The sequence below is a fragment of the Blautia sp. MCC283 genome (genome assembly GCF_018785565.1).
GTDB lineage: Bacteria > Bacillota > Clostridia > Lachnospirales > Lachnospiraceae > Blautia_A.
Window position 1 is genome coordinate 70,596 of the sequence record NZ_WQQB01000017.1, and the last position, 18,158, is coordinate 88,753.

Annotated in this window: 16 protein-coding genes; 7 read left to right on the plus strand and 9 right to left on the minus strand. The window is 43.0% G+C overall.

The genetic code is table 11. The features are described 5' to 3' along the window. The 9 genes from GPK81_RS06355 to dnaA all read right to left on the minus strand — a co-directional run bounded on the left by GPK81_RS06355 (nucleotide 1) and on the right by dnaA (nucleotide 12,226). Nucleotides 1–1,671 (minus strand): putative manganese-dependent inorganic diphosphatase, encoded by a 1,671-nt coding sequence (locus tag GPK81_RS06355; RefSeq protein ID WP_021975983.1) that lies wholly within the window; start codon nucleotides 1,669–1,671, stop codon nucleotides 1–3. Nucleotides 1,672–1,706: 35 nt separating this feature from the next. Then, nucleotides 1,707–2,612: a 30S ribosomal protein S1 gene (locus tag GPK81_RS06360; RefSeq protein WP_021975982.1), complete on the minus strand. Its 906-nt coding sequence runs from the start codon at nucleotides 2,610–2,612 to the stop codon at nucleotides 1,707–1,709. A 534-nt stretch (nucleotides 2,613–3,146) separates the two neighbouring features. Continuing rightward, on the minus strand, nucleotides 3,147–3,614 hold the full coding sequence (locus tag GPK81_RS06365) for a DUF1002 domain-containing protein (protein WP_021975981.1): 468 nt from the start codon (nucleotides 3,612–3,614) through the stop codon (nucleotides 3,147–3,149). Nucleotides 3,615–4,015: 401 nt separating this feature from the next. Next, complete coding sequence (rsmA, locus tag GPK81_RS06370; RefSeq protein ID WP_021975980.1) at nucleotides 4,016–4,897, minus strand: 16S rRNA (adenine(1518)-N(6)/adenine(1519)-N(6))-dimethyltransferase RsmA; 882 nt, start codon at nucleotides 4,895–4,897, stop codon at nucleotides 4,016–4,018. Between the two features lie 29 nt (nucleotides 4,898–4,926). After that, the gene (locus GPK81_RS06375) at nucleotides 4,927–7,806 is read right to left on the minus strand and encodes a tetratricopeptide repeat protein (RefSeq protein WP_215706735.1); all 2,880 of its coding nucleotides are present in this window, start codon (nucleotides 7,804–7,806) and stop codon (nucleotides 4,927–4,929) included. 82 nt (nucleotides 7,807–7,888) lie between these two features. After that, on the minus strand, nucleotides 7,889–8,980 hold the full coding sequence (gene recF / locus GPK81_RS06380) for a DNA replication/repair protein RecF (RefSeq protein ID WP_215706745.1): 1,092 nt from the start codon (nucleotides 8,978–8,980) through the stop codon (nucleotides 7,889–7,891). A gap of 4 nt (nucleotides 8,981–8,984) precedes the next feature. Beyond that, nucleotides 8,985–9,191, minus strand: a complete 207-nt coding sequence (locus GPK81_RS06385) for an RNA-binding S4 domain-containing protein (protein ID WP_021650164.1) — start codon at nucleotides 9,189–9,191, stop codon at nucleotides 8,985–8,987. Between the two features lie 271 nt (nucleotides 9,192–9,462). Next, the gene (gene dnaN / locus GPK81_RS06390) at nucleotides 9,463–10,578 is read right to left on the minus strand and encodes a DNA polymerase III subunit beta (RefSeq protein WP_021975977.1); all 1,116 of its coding nucleotides are present in this window, start codon (nucleotides 10,576–10,578) and stop codon (nucleotides 9,463–9,465) included. Nucleotides 10,579–10,855: 277 nt separating this feature from the next. Then, entirely contained in the window at nucleotides 10,856–12,226 is a 1,371-nt protein-coding gene (dnaA, locus tag GPK81_RS06395) for a chromosomal replication initiator protein DnaA (protein WP_118071869.1), read from the minus strand. Between the two features lie 90 nt (nucleotides 12,227–12,316). On the opposite strand from dnaA, the gene GPK81_RS06400 reads away from it, so the two are divergent. From GPK81_RS06400 to mnmE, 7 genes are all read left to right on the plus strand, one after another. After that, the gene (locus GPK81_RS06400; RefSeq protein ID WP_118071870.1) at nucleotides 12,317–12,592 is read left to right on the plus strand and encodes a hypothetical protein; all 276 of its coding nucleotides are present in this window, start codon (nucleotides 12,317–12,319) and stop codon (nucleotides 12,590–12,592) included. Nucleotides 12,593–12,799: 207 nt separating this feature from the next. Then, nucleotides 12,800–12,934 (plus strand): 50S ribosomal protein L34, encoded by a 135-nt coding sequence (gene rpmH, locus GPK81_RS06405; protein WP_005423866.1) that lies wholly within the window; start codon nucleotides 12,800–12,802, stop codon nucleotides 12,932–12,934. A gap of 80 nt (nucleotides 12,935–13,014) precedes the next feature. Then, the gene (gene rnpA, locus GPK81_RS06410) at nucleotides 13,015–13,377 is read left to right on the plus strand and encodes a ribonuclease P protein component (RefSeq protein ID WP_021975975.1); all 363 of its coding nucleotides are present in this window, start codon (nucleotides 13,015–13,017) and stop codon (nucleotides 13,375–13,377) included. Then, on the plus strand, nucleotides 13,355–13,567 hold the full coding sequence (gene yidD / locus GPK81_RS06415) for a membrane protein insertion efficiency factor YidD (RefSeq protein WP_015526553.1): 213 nt from the start codon (nucleotides 13,355–13,357) through the stop codon (nucleotides 13,565–13,567). Before rnpA ends, yidD begins: the two co-directional genes overlap by 23 nt. 90 nt (nucleotides 13,568–13,657) lie before the next feature. Next, nucleotides 13,658–14,974: a membrane protein insertase YidC gene (gene yidC, locus GPK81_RS06420; protein WP_021975974.1), complete on the plus strand. Its 1,317-nt coding sequence runs from the start codon at nucleotides 13,658–13,660 to the stop codon at nucleotides 14,972–14,974. A 21-nt stretch (nucleotides 14,975–14,995) separates the two neighbouring features. Beyond that, nucleotides 14,996–16,006, plus strand: a complete 1,011-nt coding sequence (gene jag, locus GPK81_RS06425; RefSeq protein WP_021975973.1) for an RNA-binding cell elongation regulator Jag/EloR — start codon at nucleotides 14,996–14,998, stop codon at nucleotides 16,004–16,006. Nucleotides 16,007–16,424: 418 nt separating this feature from the next. Further along, nucleotides 16,425–17,801, plus strand: coding sequence for a tRNA uridine-5-carboxymethylaminomethyl(34) synthesis GTPase MnmE (mnmE, locus tag GPK81_RS06430; RefSeq protein ID WP_021975972.1), 1,377 nt, complete (start codon nucleotides 16,425–16,427; stop codon nucleotides 17,799–17,801). The last annotated feature ends 357 nt before the right edge of the window (nucleotides 17,802–18,158 follow it).

An 18,158-nucleotide genomic window follows, 5' to 3' on the forward strand; every position in this document is an offset into this window, starting at 1 on the left:
TTATGCGTAATCGCTGTTCATCAGCTGAGCAGCCTCCATCATCGCCGGAATCAGCTGTTTCTTTCTGGAAACCACACCTGGCAGACAGAACGCATCTCCGTCCGGCTTCTTCTCAAAAGCGATCTCAGCCATCTGCTGGCTGCCCTCACCATAAAACAGAAGCTCTGTAGATTCCTCCAGAATATTCGTCAGCATAAAGTAAACTCTCGTGATATCGTGACGTCCACACTCGCTGACCATAAACGGCATCAGCTTCTCCTTGATTTCTTTCAGCTCTTCGCTGTCCATGGAACTGATCTGGCCCACACCAAAGGAAACATTGCCCTCGCCAATAAACTTCTTGTAATCCTGGTAAAAAATCTCCTCCGGGGATTTATCTTTCAGATTACTTCCTGCTGAGAACATCTCTCTGGCAAAATCCTCTATCTTAATTCCCGCGATCAGGGCAAGGGCGCTGGCAGCGATCTTATCCGTCTGTGTACAGGTCGGTGAACGGAACATCAGCGTATCTGAAATAATGGCCGCGCAGAGAAGTCCCGCAATTTTTTCCGGAATCTCCAGACGCTGCTCTCCGTAAATCTCATAAAGGATTGTACCCGTACATCCCACAGGCTCATTACGGAACGCTACTGGTGTCATGGTCTGCAATGTTCCAAGCTTATGATGGTCAATAATCTCAAGAATCTCCGCCTTCTCAATATTATCAACAGCCTGATCCACCTCATTGTGATCTACAAGAACAACTTTTTTCTTGTGCATGTCCAGGAAATTACGTCTGGAAATCGTTCCGATACACTTTCCATGAGGATTGATAACCGGGAACGCTCTGTGGCGGTTTTTGACCATAACATCCTGGATATCATCTGTAAAATCCTCGGTATTAAACGTAACCATGTTATCCCGTTTCATAACATAGCTGACCGGAATACTCTGATTGATCAGACGGGCGATGTTAAAGGTATCATAAGGTGACCGGATGATCACGATATTTTTTTCGTGGGCCAGCTTCACAACCTTCTCGGAAACCACAATGTTCAGCCCTACAATAATACAGCTTACATTCTGGCTGATGGCCTGAAGATGATCCTCCTCACGGTCTCCCATGATGATCATATCATTCTCCTCAATATAGCTTTCCATCATCTTCGGGTTGGCTGTTCCAACCAGAACACGTCCCTTGACAAAATATCCGTGGCCATTTCCTTCCACCACTTCTCCGCCAACCGTCTCCGCAATCCTCTGATACTGTGTCCGCGCATTGGAAAGCAGATAACTGTCTGTGGTATCCATATAAGTCTTGGCAATATCTCCGATGGTCACAAGACCTTCCAGGCATCCCTCCTTATCACGGATCGGAAGGGATACGATTCCGTTCTCCTGCATCAGATCCCAGGTATTTTTCAGTGACATGTTTTTGTCTGCCTGGGGACTGAGACGGATATCCATATCCTTGACCTGTGTTCCGATATTTCCCAGATAAGCCGGCGGCTGTACACCAAAACGGTTCAGCACATATCTGGTCTCCTCATTGATCTGACCAGCTCTCTTCGGAATATATCTCTTACTCTGTGTAGTCCTGTTTTTAATATCCGCATAAGCGATCGCCGAACAGATGGAATCCGTATCCGGATTCTTATGTCCGATTACAAATATTCTCTCCTGTTTCTTCATTCACATCCATCCTTTTTCATCCAAAAATATAACAATTAATCAAGTTTGATGTTCGCAAAAAGTGAACCAAGAGATGTGGTTGCCTCTTCTCCTGACTCCGGCAGTTCAAAAGTCTCTTCCTCAACTTCCTTCGCCATCAGATCCGATGCCTCTTTGATGCTCAGGCTCAGCTTGCCATCCTTGATCGCAATTACTTTCACCTTAACCTTGTCTCCCACACTTATCGCCTCTGATGGCTTCTTAATTCTTTTTTCGCAGATCTGGGAAATATGAACCAGACCGGAAATTCCGTTTCCAAGATCAACAAACGCACCATAAGGCTGCAGGCTCTCAACCGTTCCCTCTGTCACGAAACCAACCTCAATATTGGAAATCTTGTTTCTGCGCTCCTTCTCTGCTTTCTCACGGAGAAGTTCCTTTGCAGAAAGTACCAGTCTCTTTTTCTCTTTATCTACATCAATTACCTGAACCTGAAGCGGCTTGTTCAGGTACTCTTCTGTATCCTCTACATAATTCAGCGCAAGTTTGGATGCCGGGATAAAACCTCGAACACCTTCCACATAAGCAATGGCTCCGCCGTTTACGATTCCCTTTACAACAACATCCAGTGCTTCCCCGGATTCCTGAAGCTCCTTCAGTTTATCCCATGCAAGTACATCTGCTGCCTCTGCTCTGGAAAGAAGAATATTTCCCTGTCCGTCATCTTTCCTAAGAACGGTTGCCTGGATCTCTTCTCCCGGCTGAACTGCCTCTTTAATATTAAATCCCGGCTCTCTGGAAAATTCCTCTGCCGGAATAAATCCCTCAGCATAATATTTAAGATCAAGAACAACTCCTGTCTCATCCACACTGACCACTGTCCCGGCGATGATATCACCTTCCTCAATTTTCTTAAAAGAAGCCTCCAGCTCCTGCTCAAAATCTTTCATAGACTCCGCCATTTCCTGACCTCCGTTCACGCTTCATCTTTTCATCATTTACTTCCGGCCTTTTTCTTATTCTTTCTGCCGGATTTTCATTTTAATCTTAATTATTATAGCATGGGCAAACCACCGACGCTATTATTTTTTGAATGCAAAACAGCCTCTTTATACAAAAAAAACTCCGCACATTGGCAGAGGCTACATTTTCTGATATTTTTCCCCATAAAACGAGGAGTGCCCCGGTAGTGGCTTACCGGGGCGATTATTATGAAAAAAATTGTATGTGTAATGATACAGATACACACCATTACAGCGTCTTTCGTAGTGTTCTTTCGAACTGTTATTATAGTATCAGATAAATATGAACAATTTATGAACAGCTCGTGAACTTTTAGCGTATTTGCACAATTTCTTTTCTGTTTTTCCTCTTTTTTTATAAAAACGCCACATTTGCTTTATTGACAAGCGTTCTAAATATTGTACATTTTGTACATTTCCAGTAAACTTAAGAATAATAATCCCAATAAAAGTGCCATTCTGAACACCTTCCTCCTACTGACGGGAAAGCATACCCTTAATAAACTCGATCGCTTTCTCAAAAATATTCTTTACATCAGACTTTGTAACACCCATATCTTTCAGAGTACTGTATGCATCGCTTACATAACCTTTAATCTGGTCATCACTGATGTCGATTCCTCTGAATTTGCTGATAATATTCACGAGAGAATTCTTATCATCCTCAGAAAGTGTCACACCATAATGATCTGCTGCCTCATCAATTCCCTGTGAAATCTCATCATCAGAAATCTGATTGGAATCAAAAAGCCCTTTTACATAAACAATAATATCGCCAACTTTATCCGGGTCAGACGCAAGAGACTCAATCTCGTTATCTTTAAGAATCTCCTCTGCCTGGCTCATAACAGAGCTGGAATCTGATGCCATAACCATCATTGGTGAAGTACATGAGATAATTCCCGCAACGACCAGTGCTGTGATCCTGTTCATTTTTTTCATAATAAATCCCTCCAAAAGAGCCTTGGCTCATTATACGTAATCTGCAACTGTTTCCAGTTCCATAATTTTCAGTTCCCTTTTAACGCCACTCAGTATAACACACCACCCTCCCCTTCTGTAAACTGGAATTTTCCCTTTTTTCAATATTTCTGGTCAGACTTTATGTATATCCCGGAAAATATATTCACAATCTTTTCATATTTTCAACAAACTTTCCTAACATCTCCTTTATAGAATAAATATTGTAAATTTTTCATTACTTACTTATGTCTGACACCTCAGACATAACCTCCTTTCTATGACAAGTTATATAGATCCGGGTGGGATACCTCTCCAATTGTCCCGTCCGGAAACGCAAAAAGAACCCGGAACAGCTGCCCGGGTTCTTTTTGTGTAATGTTTTATTTATTATTCTTTTCTTCAGAGATACAGTTGGCAAGCATTGCAAACTGCTCCAGTGTCAGCGCCTCTCCTCTGATATTCAGCGGAAGCCCGCACTTCTCGAATATATTCTCGATCTCTTCTTTTCCAAGGGAAAAATCTCCGGAATTTTTGATGCCGTTTACAAGGGTCTTTCTTCTCTGGTTAAATGACGCACGGATCAGCCTGAACATGAGGCGTTCATCCTGCACCTCAACCGGCGGTTTCTCATAACGTGTCAGTTTGATCACCGCACTTCCTACCTTCGGCCGTGGCATGAAACAGTTCGGCGGCACGTTTGCAACAATCTCCGGCTTCGCATAATACTGGACAGCCAGGGAAAGTGCGCCGTAATCCTTGGTTCCAGGTCCTACCTGCATACGGTCTGCAACCTCTTTCTGTACCATAACCGTAATGGAATCCACAGGAACATTCTTCTCAAAAAGTCCCATAATGATCGGTGTCGTAATATAATACGGCAGGTTCGCAACCACCTTTACAGGCTTTCCGCCATTTTTTTCATTGGCGATCTTTTTGATATCTGTTTTCAGGATATCGTTATTGATCACCGTTACATTATCCCATTCTTTCAGAGTATCCTTAAGAATCGGGATCAGGGAACTGTCGATCTCCACAGCAGCCACTTCTCTGGCCGCTTCCGCAAGATACTGTGTCATGGTTCCGATTCCGGGACCAATCTCCAGTATAAAATCATCCTTCGTAATTCCGGAAGAATCAATGATCTTTTCCAGAACATGTTCATCGATCAGAAAATTCTGACCAAACCTTTTCTGGAAAACAAAATGATACTTTTGAAGGACTTCAATGGTATATTTCGGGTTACCAAGATAAGGTCTGGCCATATTTTTTACCTCTGCTTTTCTGTTTATTTTCAGCTGAAATCCTTTTCAAGAAGTACGGTGAATCCATCACGGTCCACACGCTTCTTGGAGCGTTTGAATAATCCGCCCTGTGCTTTTGCCATGGCATTATCCAGCATGGTCTTCACAGTTCCGATGCACATCGGCTGATCTTCCTTCTGGTTGATTCCGATCAGATTATACAATGCAAGCATGCCCATCTGATCAATGCGGAATCCATTTTCCATGGTATAAACCTTGGCAAAATTAACAAGTTCATCATTTGTAAATACAGGAATATTGATCATGGATGTAAATTTCTTCGCAAGTTTCGGATATCTTGCGATCAGCTTACGCATGCCGATCTTTTCATCCTCAAGGATCACGATCATACTCTTTGTATTTCCATTCATTACTTCATCAAGCTCATCTGCTGTTTCCTGGGAAAGCTGGTTTGCGTTCTCAATAACGAGGAAACCTCCTGCAAGCTTGGATGCAATCTCTGCAATATTTTTTCCGTTAAGGTCTTCCGCAAATATGTAGGCAACCTTGGATGCCTCAATATTCAGCTCTCTGCAGATTGCCGGGATAAGGCTTGAGATCAGTCTTGTCTTTCCTGTTTCTCTGCCGCCCATAACGATCACATTTCCAGTCTGGGAAGTTTTGTCAGCCGCACCTTTCTGTACATCGCAGAGTACATCCACCAGCTGCTCTTTCATTCCCGGAACTGCTACAAAATATGTGAACAGCTGCTTCTCTTCATCTGTAAGCTGTCTCTTTCTGGAAATAATAGTGTTCGAATCGATCTCCGGCTGCATATCCTCGATAAAGCGCTCCAGCTGTTCTTCCTCGCTGAGTTCTTCTTCCTCATCGTCTTCTTCCATATCTTCTGTAAGACTTGAGATAAAATCATCCTCTTCATCGTCTTCCGGCTCATCTTTGAATCCGAAATCATCGTCACTGAATTCTTCTTCCTCATCAAGAGGTGTCTCATCTTCGACAGGTATCACAACATCGTCTGTCAGTTTATCCGCTCTGCGATCGTCACTTTCATCCTCAAGGGAAAGATCCTCCGGCATTTCCTTAAGTTGTTCCTCTTCTTCCAGATCATCAAAACCGTCGAATTCGTCCTTGGTATCAGGCTTCTGCACGCCTGTGGGACCATTCAGGAATTCTGCTTCCGCAGCCTGCATATCTTCTTCTGTAACCGGCTCTTCATCTTCATCCAGAACCAGATCCGGAATTCTCCTGTGCGCCGACTCACTTACATCTTCTGCCTGCTGTGCGGAAATCTGTGCCATGATATCCTCAATATCCGCTGCATCCGGCTCCTCCGGAACAAATTCATCTGCCGCGATATCCAGATCTTCTTCGTCTTCTGTTTCCTCGGTTACTTCTGACTGCTGTACATCCGGAGATTTCTCTTCCTCCGGAATATTGATTCCCTGCTCGCTTGCAGCTGCAAGAATGGTATCTTCCAGATTGAATTCCTGCTCTTTCTCAGGTTCCTCGTCTGCTTTTTTATCCTTGGCAACTTCCGCCGCGATCTCATCAATGCTTCCAAAAATTCCGGATGCGTCCGGAATACCGGCAGCGCTGCTTGCATTTTCCGGATCTACATTGATCATAGACTTCGGGATCTTAAGCTCCGGCATACGGATCGTTGCTGAAAAATCAGGCTTGCCGTCTTCATTAAGGGGAACTCCTGAAGTTTCCTTCGGTTCCTCCACGGAATCTTCCTCAACGGTCTCAGAAACACTTTCAGCTAATTCCTTTTCCGTCGCCTTCTCTGCTTCCGCCTCTTCCGCTTCCTGATAAGCTTCTTCCTCTTCGTCCTGCGGTTCCTGTGTCCGGGCATTTAACTGTACGGTTCCGGCAGACAGATTATCAATACCGGATGCCAGAAGTTCCTCACCATCTCCAGCCTCAGCAGTTTCTGCCGCCTCTTCTTCAGAAGCGTCTTCTTCGGACTTTTCTTCTGTGGCAGCAGTCTCAGCTTCCGGAGTTTCCTCCTCACCAGACTCCTGATCTGCAGAATCCTTGGCAGCTTCAACAGCTTCTGTCTCAGAAGTTTCTTCTGTGTCATCCTGCTGTTCTTCTTCCACGTCCTCAGTTTCTTCCGCAGCCTTCTTATGACCACCGAAGATATCACGGATTCCCTTGGAAATCTTCTCCTGGAAAGTCTCTGCACTGTTCAGATCACGCTCGTCATCTACCTGGATCGTATCTGTAACCGGTCTGGACTCCTCATATTCAGTTTCTGTAACAGCTTCTGTTTCCTTGCTCTCCCTGATCTCCTGAGCCTTTTCCGGCGGAATCAGTTTCGGGATAAAACGCTGTTCGTATTTCTCTTTTTCTTCTCCTGTGAGAACTCCCATACGCTGTTTCAGGTCAAGGGCTTTCATCACATAAGTTCCGTCATTGAACCAGAGAATCATCTCATTGCAGAGATCCAGGCACTTCTGCTTGTCTCCTGCCTTATAGTAGAGTTTAGCCAGTTCATAGGACCAGCGCTCTGTAAACTCTTTCTCCTTATATTCCTCAAGGATACGGATCTGTTCATTCAGAGATGCATTCTTCGCTCTGGCAATTTTATATCGCAGTATATACTGGCTGTTATCACTACCTGCCACCTCTCTGTACTCGTCAAAGAATTCTGTGGCTTCACTGATCTGTCCCATTTTCAGGGAAACTTCGATCAGACGGTAAAGTATGTTCTTGCCGATCGTCGCTCTGTGATAAGCAAGAAGAAAAATTTCCTTGCTCTCTTCATAGCGCTTGTTAGCTGCGTAGATCTCGCCCACAACACAAAGCGTACGGACATTCTTTACGCGACGCCAGTCAATGCTGTCTACGATCTGCATGGCGCCTTTGTAATCCTGGGCTTCAACCAGCTTGTTGATTTGTCCCAATTTGACGCGAAACTCCTCTTTATCCAAAATATTCACCAACTTTCCATAATCAGAATCAGTTTACCATATGCATACGGGCTTGTCAAAACCCTTTAGGCATATAAACATACCCCTTTATCACCTGAAAAACCCTGTTTATCTCAAACTGATGACTGACAAAATCATCCAGTCCTGTACAGGTGATCAAAGTCTGAATATCATGTATACTTTCCAGAAGATAAGTCTGCCGGTTACTGTCCAGTTCCGAAAGTACATCATCCAGAAGAAGCACCGGAGTATCCTTGATCTTCTTTTTTACAAGATAGATCTCAGAAAGTTTCAGAGAAAGAGCTGCTGTCCTCTGCTGCCCCTGGGAACCGTATTTCCGGATATCGATCCCGTTTACCTTTACACAGAAATCATCTCTGTGCGGTCCCACAGATGTCAGCTTCATCCGAAGATCCCTGTCCCGGTTCTGCGCCAGTTTCTGTTCAAACTCTGCTGCAGTTACACTTGGTTCATACAGGATCTCCAGTTCTTCCAGCCCACCGGTCAGACCTTTATGGAGGCCTTTTGCAAGTTCATTCAGTTCTTCCACAAACTCTTCTCTTTTTTCAATGATCTTTTTTCCGTAATCTGCCATCTGCATATCCCAGATATCCAACGTACTTTTTAATCCCGGGTTCATATAACAGTCTTTGAGAAGACGGTTTCTCTGGTTCACAATGTGATTATAGCTTGCCAGCTCCGTGATATAAACTCCATCCAGCTGACAAAGCTCTGAATCCAGAAAACGTCTTCTCTCGCCCGGTCCATTCTTGATAATATTAAGATCCTCCGGAGAAAAAAACACAAGATTTACCACACCGAGCAGCTCTCTTGCCTTGCGGATCGGCAGCCCGTTAATGGCAACTCCTTTTGCTTTGTTTTTCCGGAGGTGCATGTCTATTTTGTATGAAAGATCGCCCTTTTTTACCATCATTCGGATATGGGATTCCTCATTCTCGAAGCGGATCATTTCCCGGTCCTTGCTTCCTTTGTGGGATTTACTGGTTCCGGCCAGATAAACCGCCTCCAGAATATTGGTTTTTCCCTGGGCGTTGTCACCGTAGAGAATATTGGTTCCCTGATCAAAATTCATCTCCAGCAACTCATAATTTCTGAAATTATTCAATCTGATGGATTCAATGTACATTCCTTCACCCAATTACATAAATATCTTTTCCATCGTAGGAAATCGTATCTCCCGGATGGATCTTACGGCCACGGCGGTTCTCAACCTCACCGTTTACCAGAACAAGTCCGTCATTGATCGCATATTTTGCCTCAACGCCGTCCTCCACAACTCCTGCCAGCTTCAGAGCTTGGCCAAGTTTGATAAATTCGTCTTTAATTCTGATCTCCAATTTTTTTCCCTCTTAAATTTTCTTTCCTGGATTTGGTTAACACTTTCCAATATATTGCTCAGTGGTGGTAATTAAATACCCCCATTCCCGGCGTTTTCCAAAAGGTGGTATTTTAAATTACCTCCTTCTGGCAGTTTCCGGAGTTTATCCTTTAGTTATCTTGTTTTTGTAATGTGCGCGACCAGCGGACACGCGCCGCCGGCCACATGGTTTTTCAGCATATGGAGAAAAATCTCCTGCTGTCTTTTTGTCCATTATATTGTACAAACTATTATCTTGCCTGATTCTGGTTGATATTTACCGGAAGAATCAGATACGTGTAATTTTCTTCATCATCACGGATAAAGCAGGGAGCTTTCGGGTTCACAAGATAAATTGTTACCGTTTCATCATCAATAACACGAAGGGCATCGATCAGGAATTTCGGGTTAAAACCGATCATAATATCTTTACCCTCTTTTTCAATATCGATCTCTTCATTCATGGAACCCATTGCAGAATCGATCCGAAGTTCCATATCATCATCTGTGATATTAATGATAATTGGTTTCTTGTCAACTTCACGAACCAGCAGCGTTGCACGGTCGATACAATCCAGGAATTCTTTTTTGTTGATTTTGAGTTTCGTCTCGTAATCACTGGAAAGCATCTGATCAATTCTGAAATATTCTCCTTCAATCAGTCGAGAAACTACCATAGTCTGGTCAAATTCAAACAAAATATGGTTTTTTGTGAAGTAAATACTTACCTGATCGTCAACTTCACCGGAAAGAATCTTGCTTACCTCACTTAAAGTTTTTCCCGGAACTACCACCTTACGGTCAGAATATTCTCTCTTAAGGGGCATTTTTCGGATCGCAATTCGATGTCCATCCAGAGAAACTACCTTCAGACAGTTATTTTTAATCTCAAAAAGTTCACCTGTCATCAGTTTATTATTCTCATTAACAGCGATAGAAAAAATGGTTTGTCTGATCATTTCTTTCAGCGTGTACTGAGAAATTGTCAGCGGTTCATCTTTTTCGATCATTGGTAAATATGCAAAATCTTCTCCGGATTTGCCAGGAATATTGAATTTTGCTTTTTCACAGGTAATCGTTGCTGTATATTTTTCGTCTGTTTTGATGGTAATGTCGTTATCAGGAAGTCGTCGGATGATTTCATAGAATATTTTTGCATCAAGAGCAACCATTCCTTTTTCTTCAATAGTACCTTCAACAATTGTTTCAATTCCCAGTTCCATATCGTTGGTGGTAAATTTGATCTGGTTTGTTGTTGCATCCATGAGGATACATTCCAGTATTGGCATGGTGGTTTTTGATGGAACTGCTTTGAGTGCGATACTTACACTTTTTAACAGACTTGATTTGGAGCAGATAATTTTCATAATGTGTATAACTCCCTTTCTGGATAAATTGTGGTTTTTATAAATATATTTATAGAAAAAATCCGCCGTAACCGCCGTAGGGGGCCAGATTTTGTGAAAAACTCCCGCGAGGCCGGTGTTTTCAGGGTTTTTCGGGTGGGATAACTTTGTGTAAAAGTGGTAGTTTTGGATGTGAATAACCCGGGGATAAAATTACCGCCGTTTTTTCGCAAAAAAGTTGTACACATCTCTCCACATACAATCAACACGTTATACACCAGTAATGTGGAAAACTTCCCTAACCTTGTGGATTAATCTTCTTTTTCAATATATCAATGGTATTTTTTAAGTTATCGTCGGTCTGCAATTCGTTTTCAATCTTCTCGATACCGTGCATAACAGTAGTATGGTCACGGTTTCCAAGAGCTTTTCCGATATTTTTCAAAGGTGTGGAGATGATTTCGCGGCAGAGATACATAGAAACCTGGCGTGGCATGACGATTTTTGAGTTTCGTTTGTTTCCGCTTAGGTCCGCAGGTGTTACTCCATAATGTTCGGCAACAACGGAGATGATGTATTCTGGTGTGATCACCTTTTTTTCATCCGGAGAAATAATATCTTTCAGTGCCTGTTCTGCAAGTTCAAGTGTAACTTCTTTTTTCTCAAGCTTGGCTCCGGCCATGACCTTGTTGAAAGCACCTTCCAGCTCACGGATGTTGGATTTAATATTGGTAGCGATGTATTTGATAACATCTTCACTGATGCTGTAACCGTTCATTTCTTCATTTTTATGAAGGATCGCCATTCGAGTTTCATAATCTGGCAGCGTAATATCTGCGATCAGACCCCATTCGAACCGGGAACGGAAACGTTCTTCCAGGATTTCCATATCTTTCGGAGGTTTATCGGAAGATATGATGATCTGTTTTTTGGCACTGTGGAGACTGTTAAATGTATGGAAAAATTCTTCCTGTGTGGATTCTTTTCCTATAATAAACTGAATATCATCGACGAGAAGAACGTCAATATTCCTGTATTTTTCACGGAATTTGCTCATTGCCGTATTATTTCCGTTTCGGATGGTTTCGATCAGTTCATTTGTGAATTCCTCACTGGTTACATAGAGAACCCGGCTGTTTTTGTCGTGTTCCAGTATAAAATGAGCGATGGAATGCATAAGATGCGTTTTTCCGAGACCGGCTCCGCCGTAAATAAACAGAGGATTATAGGTATCTCCTGGTGATTCGGCAACTGCGAGTGCTGCTGCCTGGGCGAATTTGTTGTTGCTTCCTACTACGAAAGTATCGAAAGTATATTTTGGGTTTAAATGAGCTTCTTCGTAACGTGTATCATGATTCTGTTTATCATAGGAAGGTTTTTTTTCTTCTTCTTTCTCGAGGAGATCTTTTTTCAGAACAAATCGCACTTCACATTCTTCCATGCCTGTCAGTACACAGATTGTAACCTGAAGAGGTATTTTGTAGCGTTTACTGATGTAATTGACACCAATTGCCGCCTGTTCTGAAGGAACTGCCACTGTTATCAGACTTCCGTCAACCTCATAAACTTCCAGTGGCTTAAGCCAGGTATTAAAAGGGACATCATTCACCTCATATTCAGATTTGACAGTTTGCAGGATCTCCTCCCATTTTTCAATAACAGCGTTCATTTTTTCCTCCCATGAGTAATATAATAACCCCAGTCTGCGACTGGAGACAGATATCCTTTTATATATTACAATGAAAATGGGGTTTTAGCAATGGAAAACGTTGAGATTTTGGGGAAAACAATGTGGATAATTTGGGGAAATTACTGTGGATTAGGGTGGAAAATAGTGTATAACTGGGAAATCGGTTTCCATAAGTTAACGAGGTGTGGAAAATACGGAGAATTTATGTGTATAAAATTGTCCACTGTCAAAATACCGCAAATAAAGGGATTTTTTGAAGATGCTATAAAAAATCATCCTGAAAAAGTGGATAGTTTTACTGGTAATCCACTAGTTATCCACAAGTTATCCACATTTTGTGGATAATGTTACGTAAACCATAAGCGTAATCCATATAATGATAAAAAATAAAAACCACGAAGCAGGCGGTATTTTTCAAACCCCTGATTTTATCGGGTTTTTTGCAATTTTCCCTTGACGAAAAGGAGGTTTATTTATATAATTGAAACGATGTTCTGAATGATAAGTTATTTCATAACAATTATTAAAATAGATAAAGGAGGTGCTTTACCTATGAAGATGACATTTCAGCCAAAAAAGAGATCCAGAGCTAAAGTTCACGGCTTCAGAGCTCGCATGAGCACAAAGGGCGGACGTAAAGTATTAGCTGCAAGAAGATTAAAAGGAAGAAAACAGTTATCAGCATAAGCTGTAAGACCGCATTTATGTGGTCTTTTCTTCTATCCGGAGAAATATCCGCGCAGGCGGTATGATTAAGGAGGATCCGTTTGATCAGATCAGAGTCCTTAAAAAAGAATCAAGATTTTAAAGTTGTATATCAGAACGGAACATCATACGCGAATCGGCTTCTGGTGATGTACGTGCTGAAGAATCAGCACATGAAGAATCGTCTGGGAATATCAGTAAGCAAAAAAGTAGGGAATAGTGTGGTTCGCCACAGACTCACCAGACTGATCAGAGAAAGTTATCGTCTCAACGAAACAGATTTTGACAGTAACCTTGATATTGTAGTAGTAGCGAGAGCTTCAGCCAAGGGCAAAGGCTTTCACGAGATCGAGAGTGCTTTTATGCATCTTGCAAAAAAGCATCATATAACAGGGAATGAACATGATAAAGAAATTTCTGATTAAGATGATAAGACTCTATCAAAAATATATATCGCCGATGAAGAGAACGAAATGTCCTTATATTCCCACATGTTCTCAATATGGTTTGGAAGCAATCGAAAAATATGGCGCATTCAAGGGCAGTCTTCTTGCGGCATGGAGGATACTGCGATGCAATCCTTTTTCCCATGGAGGCTATGACCCTGTGCCATGAATTATTTTGTGACTGTTTGGCCTCTTTTTCCCGGGGCGAAATAGTTACCGGACTTTTACAATTGAATAAGAAGTCTAGGAGGAAATGAATTTGGAACTGTTTTTAGCAACAAAAACCGGAACTCCTATTATCGGACAGATCGCGTCTGTGATGGGATGGATCATGGATGGCATATATAAGATGCTTGACGGCCTGTTCGGAATCCAGAACATTGGTCTTTGTATCATTATCTTCAGTATTCTTATCTTTGCCTTTATGACACCGCTGCAGATCAAGCAGCAGAAATTCTCCAAGTTAAGTGCGATCATGCAGCCCGAGATCCAGAAGATCCAGAAGAAATATCAGGGTAAAAAGGATCAGGACTCCATGATGAAAATGAACGAAGAAACCCAGGCTGTTTATCAGAAATATGGTGTTTCTCCAACCGGTAGCTGTGTACAGTTAGCCATTCAGATGCCTATTCTGTTTGCTCTGTATCAGGTTATCTACCGGATTCCTGCTTACGTTGGAAGTGTAAAGAACATTTTTACTGGTGTAGTTGACAACCTGTTAGCTGTAAACGGATACACAGATATCCTGCAGCAGTTTATCACAGACCATTCCATGACACGAGTACGTCTCGTTATGGACAGTGCCGGAAATGCTACAAGTAACTCTATTGTTGATTTTCTGTATGCACTTTCTCCTTCCCAGTGGAAAGAGTTGGCACAGATGGATCAGTTTTCAGGATTTTCTGATGCGATCACAAAAGCATCCGGAAATATTTCCAAGATGCAGGGCTTCTGTGGCCTGAATATCGCAGATCAGCCGCTGTACTATATCATGGAGTTCTTCAAAAATCATGGTTCTCTGTTACTTGCGATCGTAGCACTTCTGATCCCGGTTCTTGCATGGGCAACTCAGATGCTGAACCTGAAGCTTATGCCACAGGCTGCAACACAGCCGGCAGACGGAAATGATCAGGCCAGCGCAATGGCAAACTCCATGAAAACCATGAACATGGTCATGCCTCTGATGTCTGCATTCTTCTGTTTCACATTCCCGGTTGGTCTTGGTATCTACTGGATCGCCAGTGCTGTCGTGCGAAGTGCCCAGCAGTTTGCCATCAACCGTCATCTTGATAAGATGAACATTGATGATCTGGTTAATGAGAATATGAAGAAGATCGAAGCAAAGCGTGCGAAGGAAGGACTTCCGCCGCAGAAGATCACCAATCAGGCTCATCAGTCCGCCAAGAATATCAATAAACCTGTGATCAATAAGGGTAACAGCGGAAACAACGGTGCTTCAGACAGAGCACAGAAGGTTGATACTGCTTATGAGAAGGCAAGAAATGCAAAACCAGGCAGCATCACAGCCAAAGCAAATCTCGTAAGAGACTTTGATGAGAGAAATAAGAAGAAATAATCAGGAACGGAGGGGTTCGTAATGGAGGATTACATTCAGTTTTCAGCAAAAACAAAGAATGAAGCTATCACAAAAGCGTGTCTTGAGCTTGGAACTTCCAGTGACCAGCTTGATATTCAGGTTATCAGTGAAGGCAGCTCCGGATTCTTCGGAATCGGCAGCAAACCTGCCGTGATCAAAGTTCGCAGAATCGAGCCAGTTTCTGATATGCAGGAGATCGATGAACTGGTAGAGTCCGTGAAACTGGACGCTATTAAAGAAGAGAAGAAATTAGACAAGCCTTTTACTCCAAATGTAAAGAAAGAATCTGCACCGAAGGCAGCTCCTGTAAAGGAGAAGAAACCGGTAAAAACAGAGTCTGTACAGGCGGAGAAAACATCTGAAGAGGCACCTTTGAAGGCTGCAGCACCGAAGGAAAGACCTGCAAGAGATTCCCAGGGTAAAGCAAAACCTGCACGTGAGAAACAGCCGAGAGCTCCGAAGGAGCGCCAGCCAAAGGAAACACGTGAAAAAGCACCGAAGCAGGGCAGACCGGTAGAGATCCTGACTGATCCGGAGAAGATCAAAGAGGTTGAGGAGAGAGCAGTAGTATTTCTTCGTGATGTATTCGGATCCATGGATCTTGGAGAAGTGGAGATCACATCGAAATACAACACAGCTGACGGTTCTCTGGATGTAGATTTTGAAGGTGAGGATATGGGTATCCTGATCGGAAAAAGAGGTCAGACACTGGATTCTCTTCAGTATCTGACAAGCCTTGTAGTAAACAAAGGCGAGTCTACTTACATTCGTGTAAAGCTTGATACAGAGGACTACAGACGCCGCCGTAAAGAAACTCTGGAAAACCTTGCAAGAGGAATCGCCTTCAAGGTAAAGAAAACCAGAAAACCGGTAGTTCTGGAGCCGATGAATCCATACGAGAGAAGAATCATCCATGCATCTCTGCAGGGCAACCGCTATGTAGAGACAGTCAGTGAGGGAGAAGAACCTTACAGACATGTAGTGGTAAAACTGAAACGTAATAATTACTGATTCAGTGGTAAGAATATAAGCCGTATCCCGGAGCGTTAAGCTTCGTGGATGCGGCTTTTTTTCATAAAACCGGAAAGTCAAGCGGATATTCGCAATGGAAGCAGGGGACTTACTTGATTTGGTTAAAAATTATCATTGCAATCTCCACAACAATTCTTTATAATCATTGAAGAGCAAATAATAAAAGATATTTCTGCAGCGGACATTCGGAATGCAGAGATCAGCTTTATAAATATGGAAACTGACAGAAGATGTTATTCTAGGTGAAAGCGTGAATAACACGTGTTTTTTGCGTGTAAAAAGCTTTTCCGGAGTAACATTTTTGCGTTTAACCGGATAAACTGTGCAGCAGTTATCTGATGCAGAATTACATAGCAGATGCGGATGTTTTTATCCGCCTGATAAAGGAGAGTGAAAAATGGAAGAGACAACGATTGCGGCGATTTCCACGGCCATGAGTGCATCGGGAATCGGAATCGTCAGGATCAGTGGCCCGGAGGCCTTCGAGATCGCATCCAGAGTATACCGTTCTAAAGGAGGGAAAAAATCTCTGAAAGACGTTCCAAGCCACACGATCCATTATGGATATATCTATGATAGTGAAGAAATGGTAGACGAAGTTCTGGTCATGGCCATGCGCGCACCAAGAACCTATACAGGGGAAGATACCATAGAAATCGACTGCCACGGCGGTGTTTTGGCTATGAAAAAAGTACTGGAAACTGTGCTGAAAAACGGAGCCATTATTGCCGAACCGGGAGAATTTACCAAGCGTGCATTCCTCAATGGAAGGATCGATCTTTCCCAGGCAGAAGCCGTTATGGACGTGATACAGTCCAAAAATGAGTACTCATTAAAGAATTCTGTAGGCCAATTAAAGGGTTCAGTCCGAAAAACCGTACAGCAGATCAGAGAAAAATTACTGTACCATATAGCGTACATTGAATCGGCATTAGACGACCCGGAGCACTATGATCTGACAGGATACTCAGAAGAATTAGAGCAGATCGTAGCAGAAGAAAAAGAAAAAATACAGAACCTGTTAAAAACATCCGGAGACGGAAAGATTATTCAGGAAGGCATCCGGACAGTAATCCTGGGCAAGCCAAACGCAGGAAAATCATCTCTGCTGAATCTGCTTCTGGGAGAAGACAGAGCCATCGTAACCGACATCGCAGGAACCACCAGAGATGTACTGGAAGAGTACATCAACCTGCACGGGATCACATTAAAGATCGCCGACACAGCCGGAATCCGCCAGACGGAAGATATCGTTGAGAAGATCGGCGTATCCAAAGCCAAAGAAATGGCAGCAGATGCGGATCTGATTCTCTATGTCGTAGATTCCTCCGTACCGCTGGATGAAAACGACGAAGAAATCATAAAAATTTTGCAAGAGAAAAAGACAATTGTCCTCTACAGCAAGACAGATCTTAAATCTGCTATAGATATAGAAGATTTGAAGTCCAGAATAAACCAGCCGGTAATTCCAATCTCTGCAAAAGAAGAAACAGGAATTACGGATCTGGAAGAAAAAATCCGGGAAATGTTCTTCAGTGGGGAGATAAACTTCAATGATGAAGTATATATCACGAATGAGCGCCACAGGCAGGAACTTCTGAAAGCGAAGGAGAGTCTTTCTCTGGTAGAGAACAGTATAGAGAGCGGAATGCCGGAGGATTTTTATTCTATAGATCTGACGGATGCGTATGAGAGTTTGGGAAGGATTCTGGGAGAATCACTTGGGGAAGACCTTGTTAATGAGATATTCTCTAAATTTTGTATGGGCAAGTAGTTCCCACGAGGGTTGCGTGAGTACGCAGGGACTTATGCATAGGTATAGGTTTCGGAAGCCCGCAGAGGTACTTCACATTGGAATGTGAGAAAACCGCAAAGGGGCACAAGGCCGCGCCCCTCTGCACACCCCTGGGCCTTTTTTACAAAGTGCGGCGATTGAGGAAGGCAGAAAGTTACTAACCTGTGCCTGTATGCTTCTGTACTGGCAATTCAACACTGAGCCGAAACGTGGCAAACAAAACTTTGTATACCCCCGCAGACGTGCACCGCACGTCGAGAGCCTCGTTGCAGCTACACTGCAACAATCGGCACAGCGTCCCATATTCAACACCGAAGAATACAGACAAAAGTCGAT

Excerpts from the sequence above, each read along its gene's own strand:
- GPK81_RS06400 (WP_118071870.1), top strand. The coding sequence starts at position 12,317 with ATGGAAAACGTTGAGATTTTGGGGAAAACAATGTGGATAATTTGGGGA.
- yidD (WP_015526553.1), top strand. The coding sequence starts at position 13,355 with ATGATAAAGAAATTTCTGATTAAGATGATAAGACTCTATCAAAAATAT.
- recF (WP_215706745.1), bottom strand. The coding sequence starts at position 8,980 with ATGTACATTGAATCCATCAGATTGAATAATTTCAGAAATTATGAGTTG.
- GPK81_RS06365 (WP_021975981.1), bottom strand. The coding sequence starts at position 3,614 with ATGAAAAAAATGAACAGGATCACAGCACTGGTCGTTGCGGGAATTATC.
- jag (WP_021975973.1), top strand. The coding sequence starts at position 14,996 with ATGGAGGATTACATTCAGTTTTCAGCAAAAACAAAGAATGAAGCTATC.
- dnaA (WP_118071869.1), bottom strand. The coding sequence starts at position 12,226 with ATGAACGCTGTTATTGAAAAATGGGAGGAGATCCTGCAAACTGTCAAA.
- GPK81_RS06360 (WP_021975982.1), bottom strand. The coding sequence starts at position 2,612 with ATGGCGGAGTCTATGAAAGATTTTGAGCAGGAGCTGGAGGCTTCTTTT.
- rpmH (WP_005423866.1), top strand. The coding sequence starts at position 12,800 with ATGAAGATGACATTTCAGCCAAAAAAGAGATCCAGAGCTAAAGTTCAC.
- rsmA (WP_021975980.1), bottom strand. The coding sequence starts at position 4,897 with ATGGCCAGACCTTATCTTGGTAACCCGAAATATACCATTGAAGTCCTT.
- GPK81_RS06355 (WP_021975983.1), bottom strand. The coding sequence starts at position 1,671 with ATGAAGAAACAGGAGAGAATATTTGTAATCGGACATAAGAATCCGGAT.
- dnaN (WP_021975977.1), bottom strand. The coding sequence starts at position 10,578 with ATGAAAATTATCTGCTCCAAATCAAGTCTGTTAAAAAGTGTAAGTATC.
- mnmE (WP_021975972.1), top strand. The coding sequence starts at position 16,425 with ATGGAAGAGACAACGATTGCGGCGATTTCCACGGCCATGAGTGCATCG.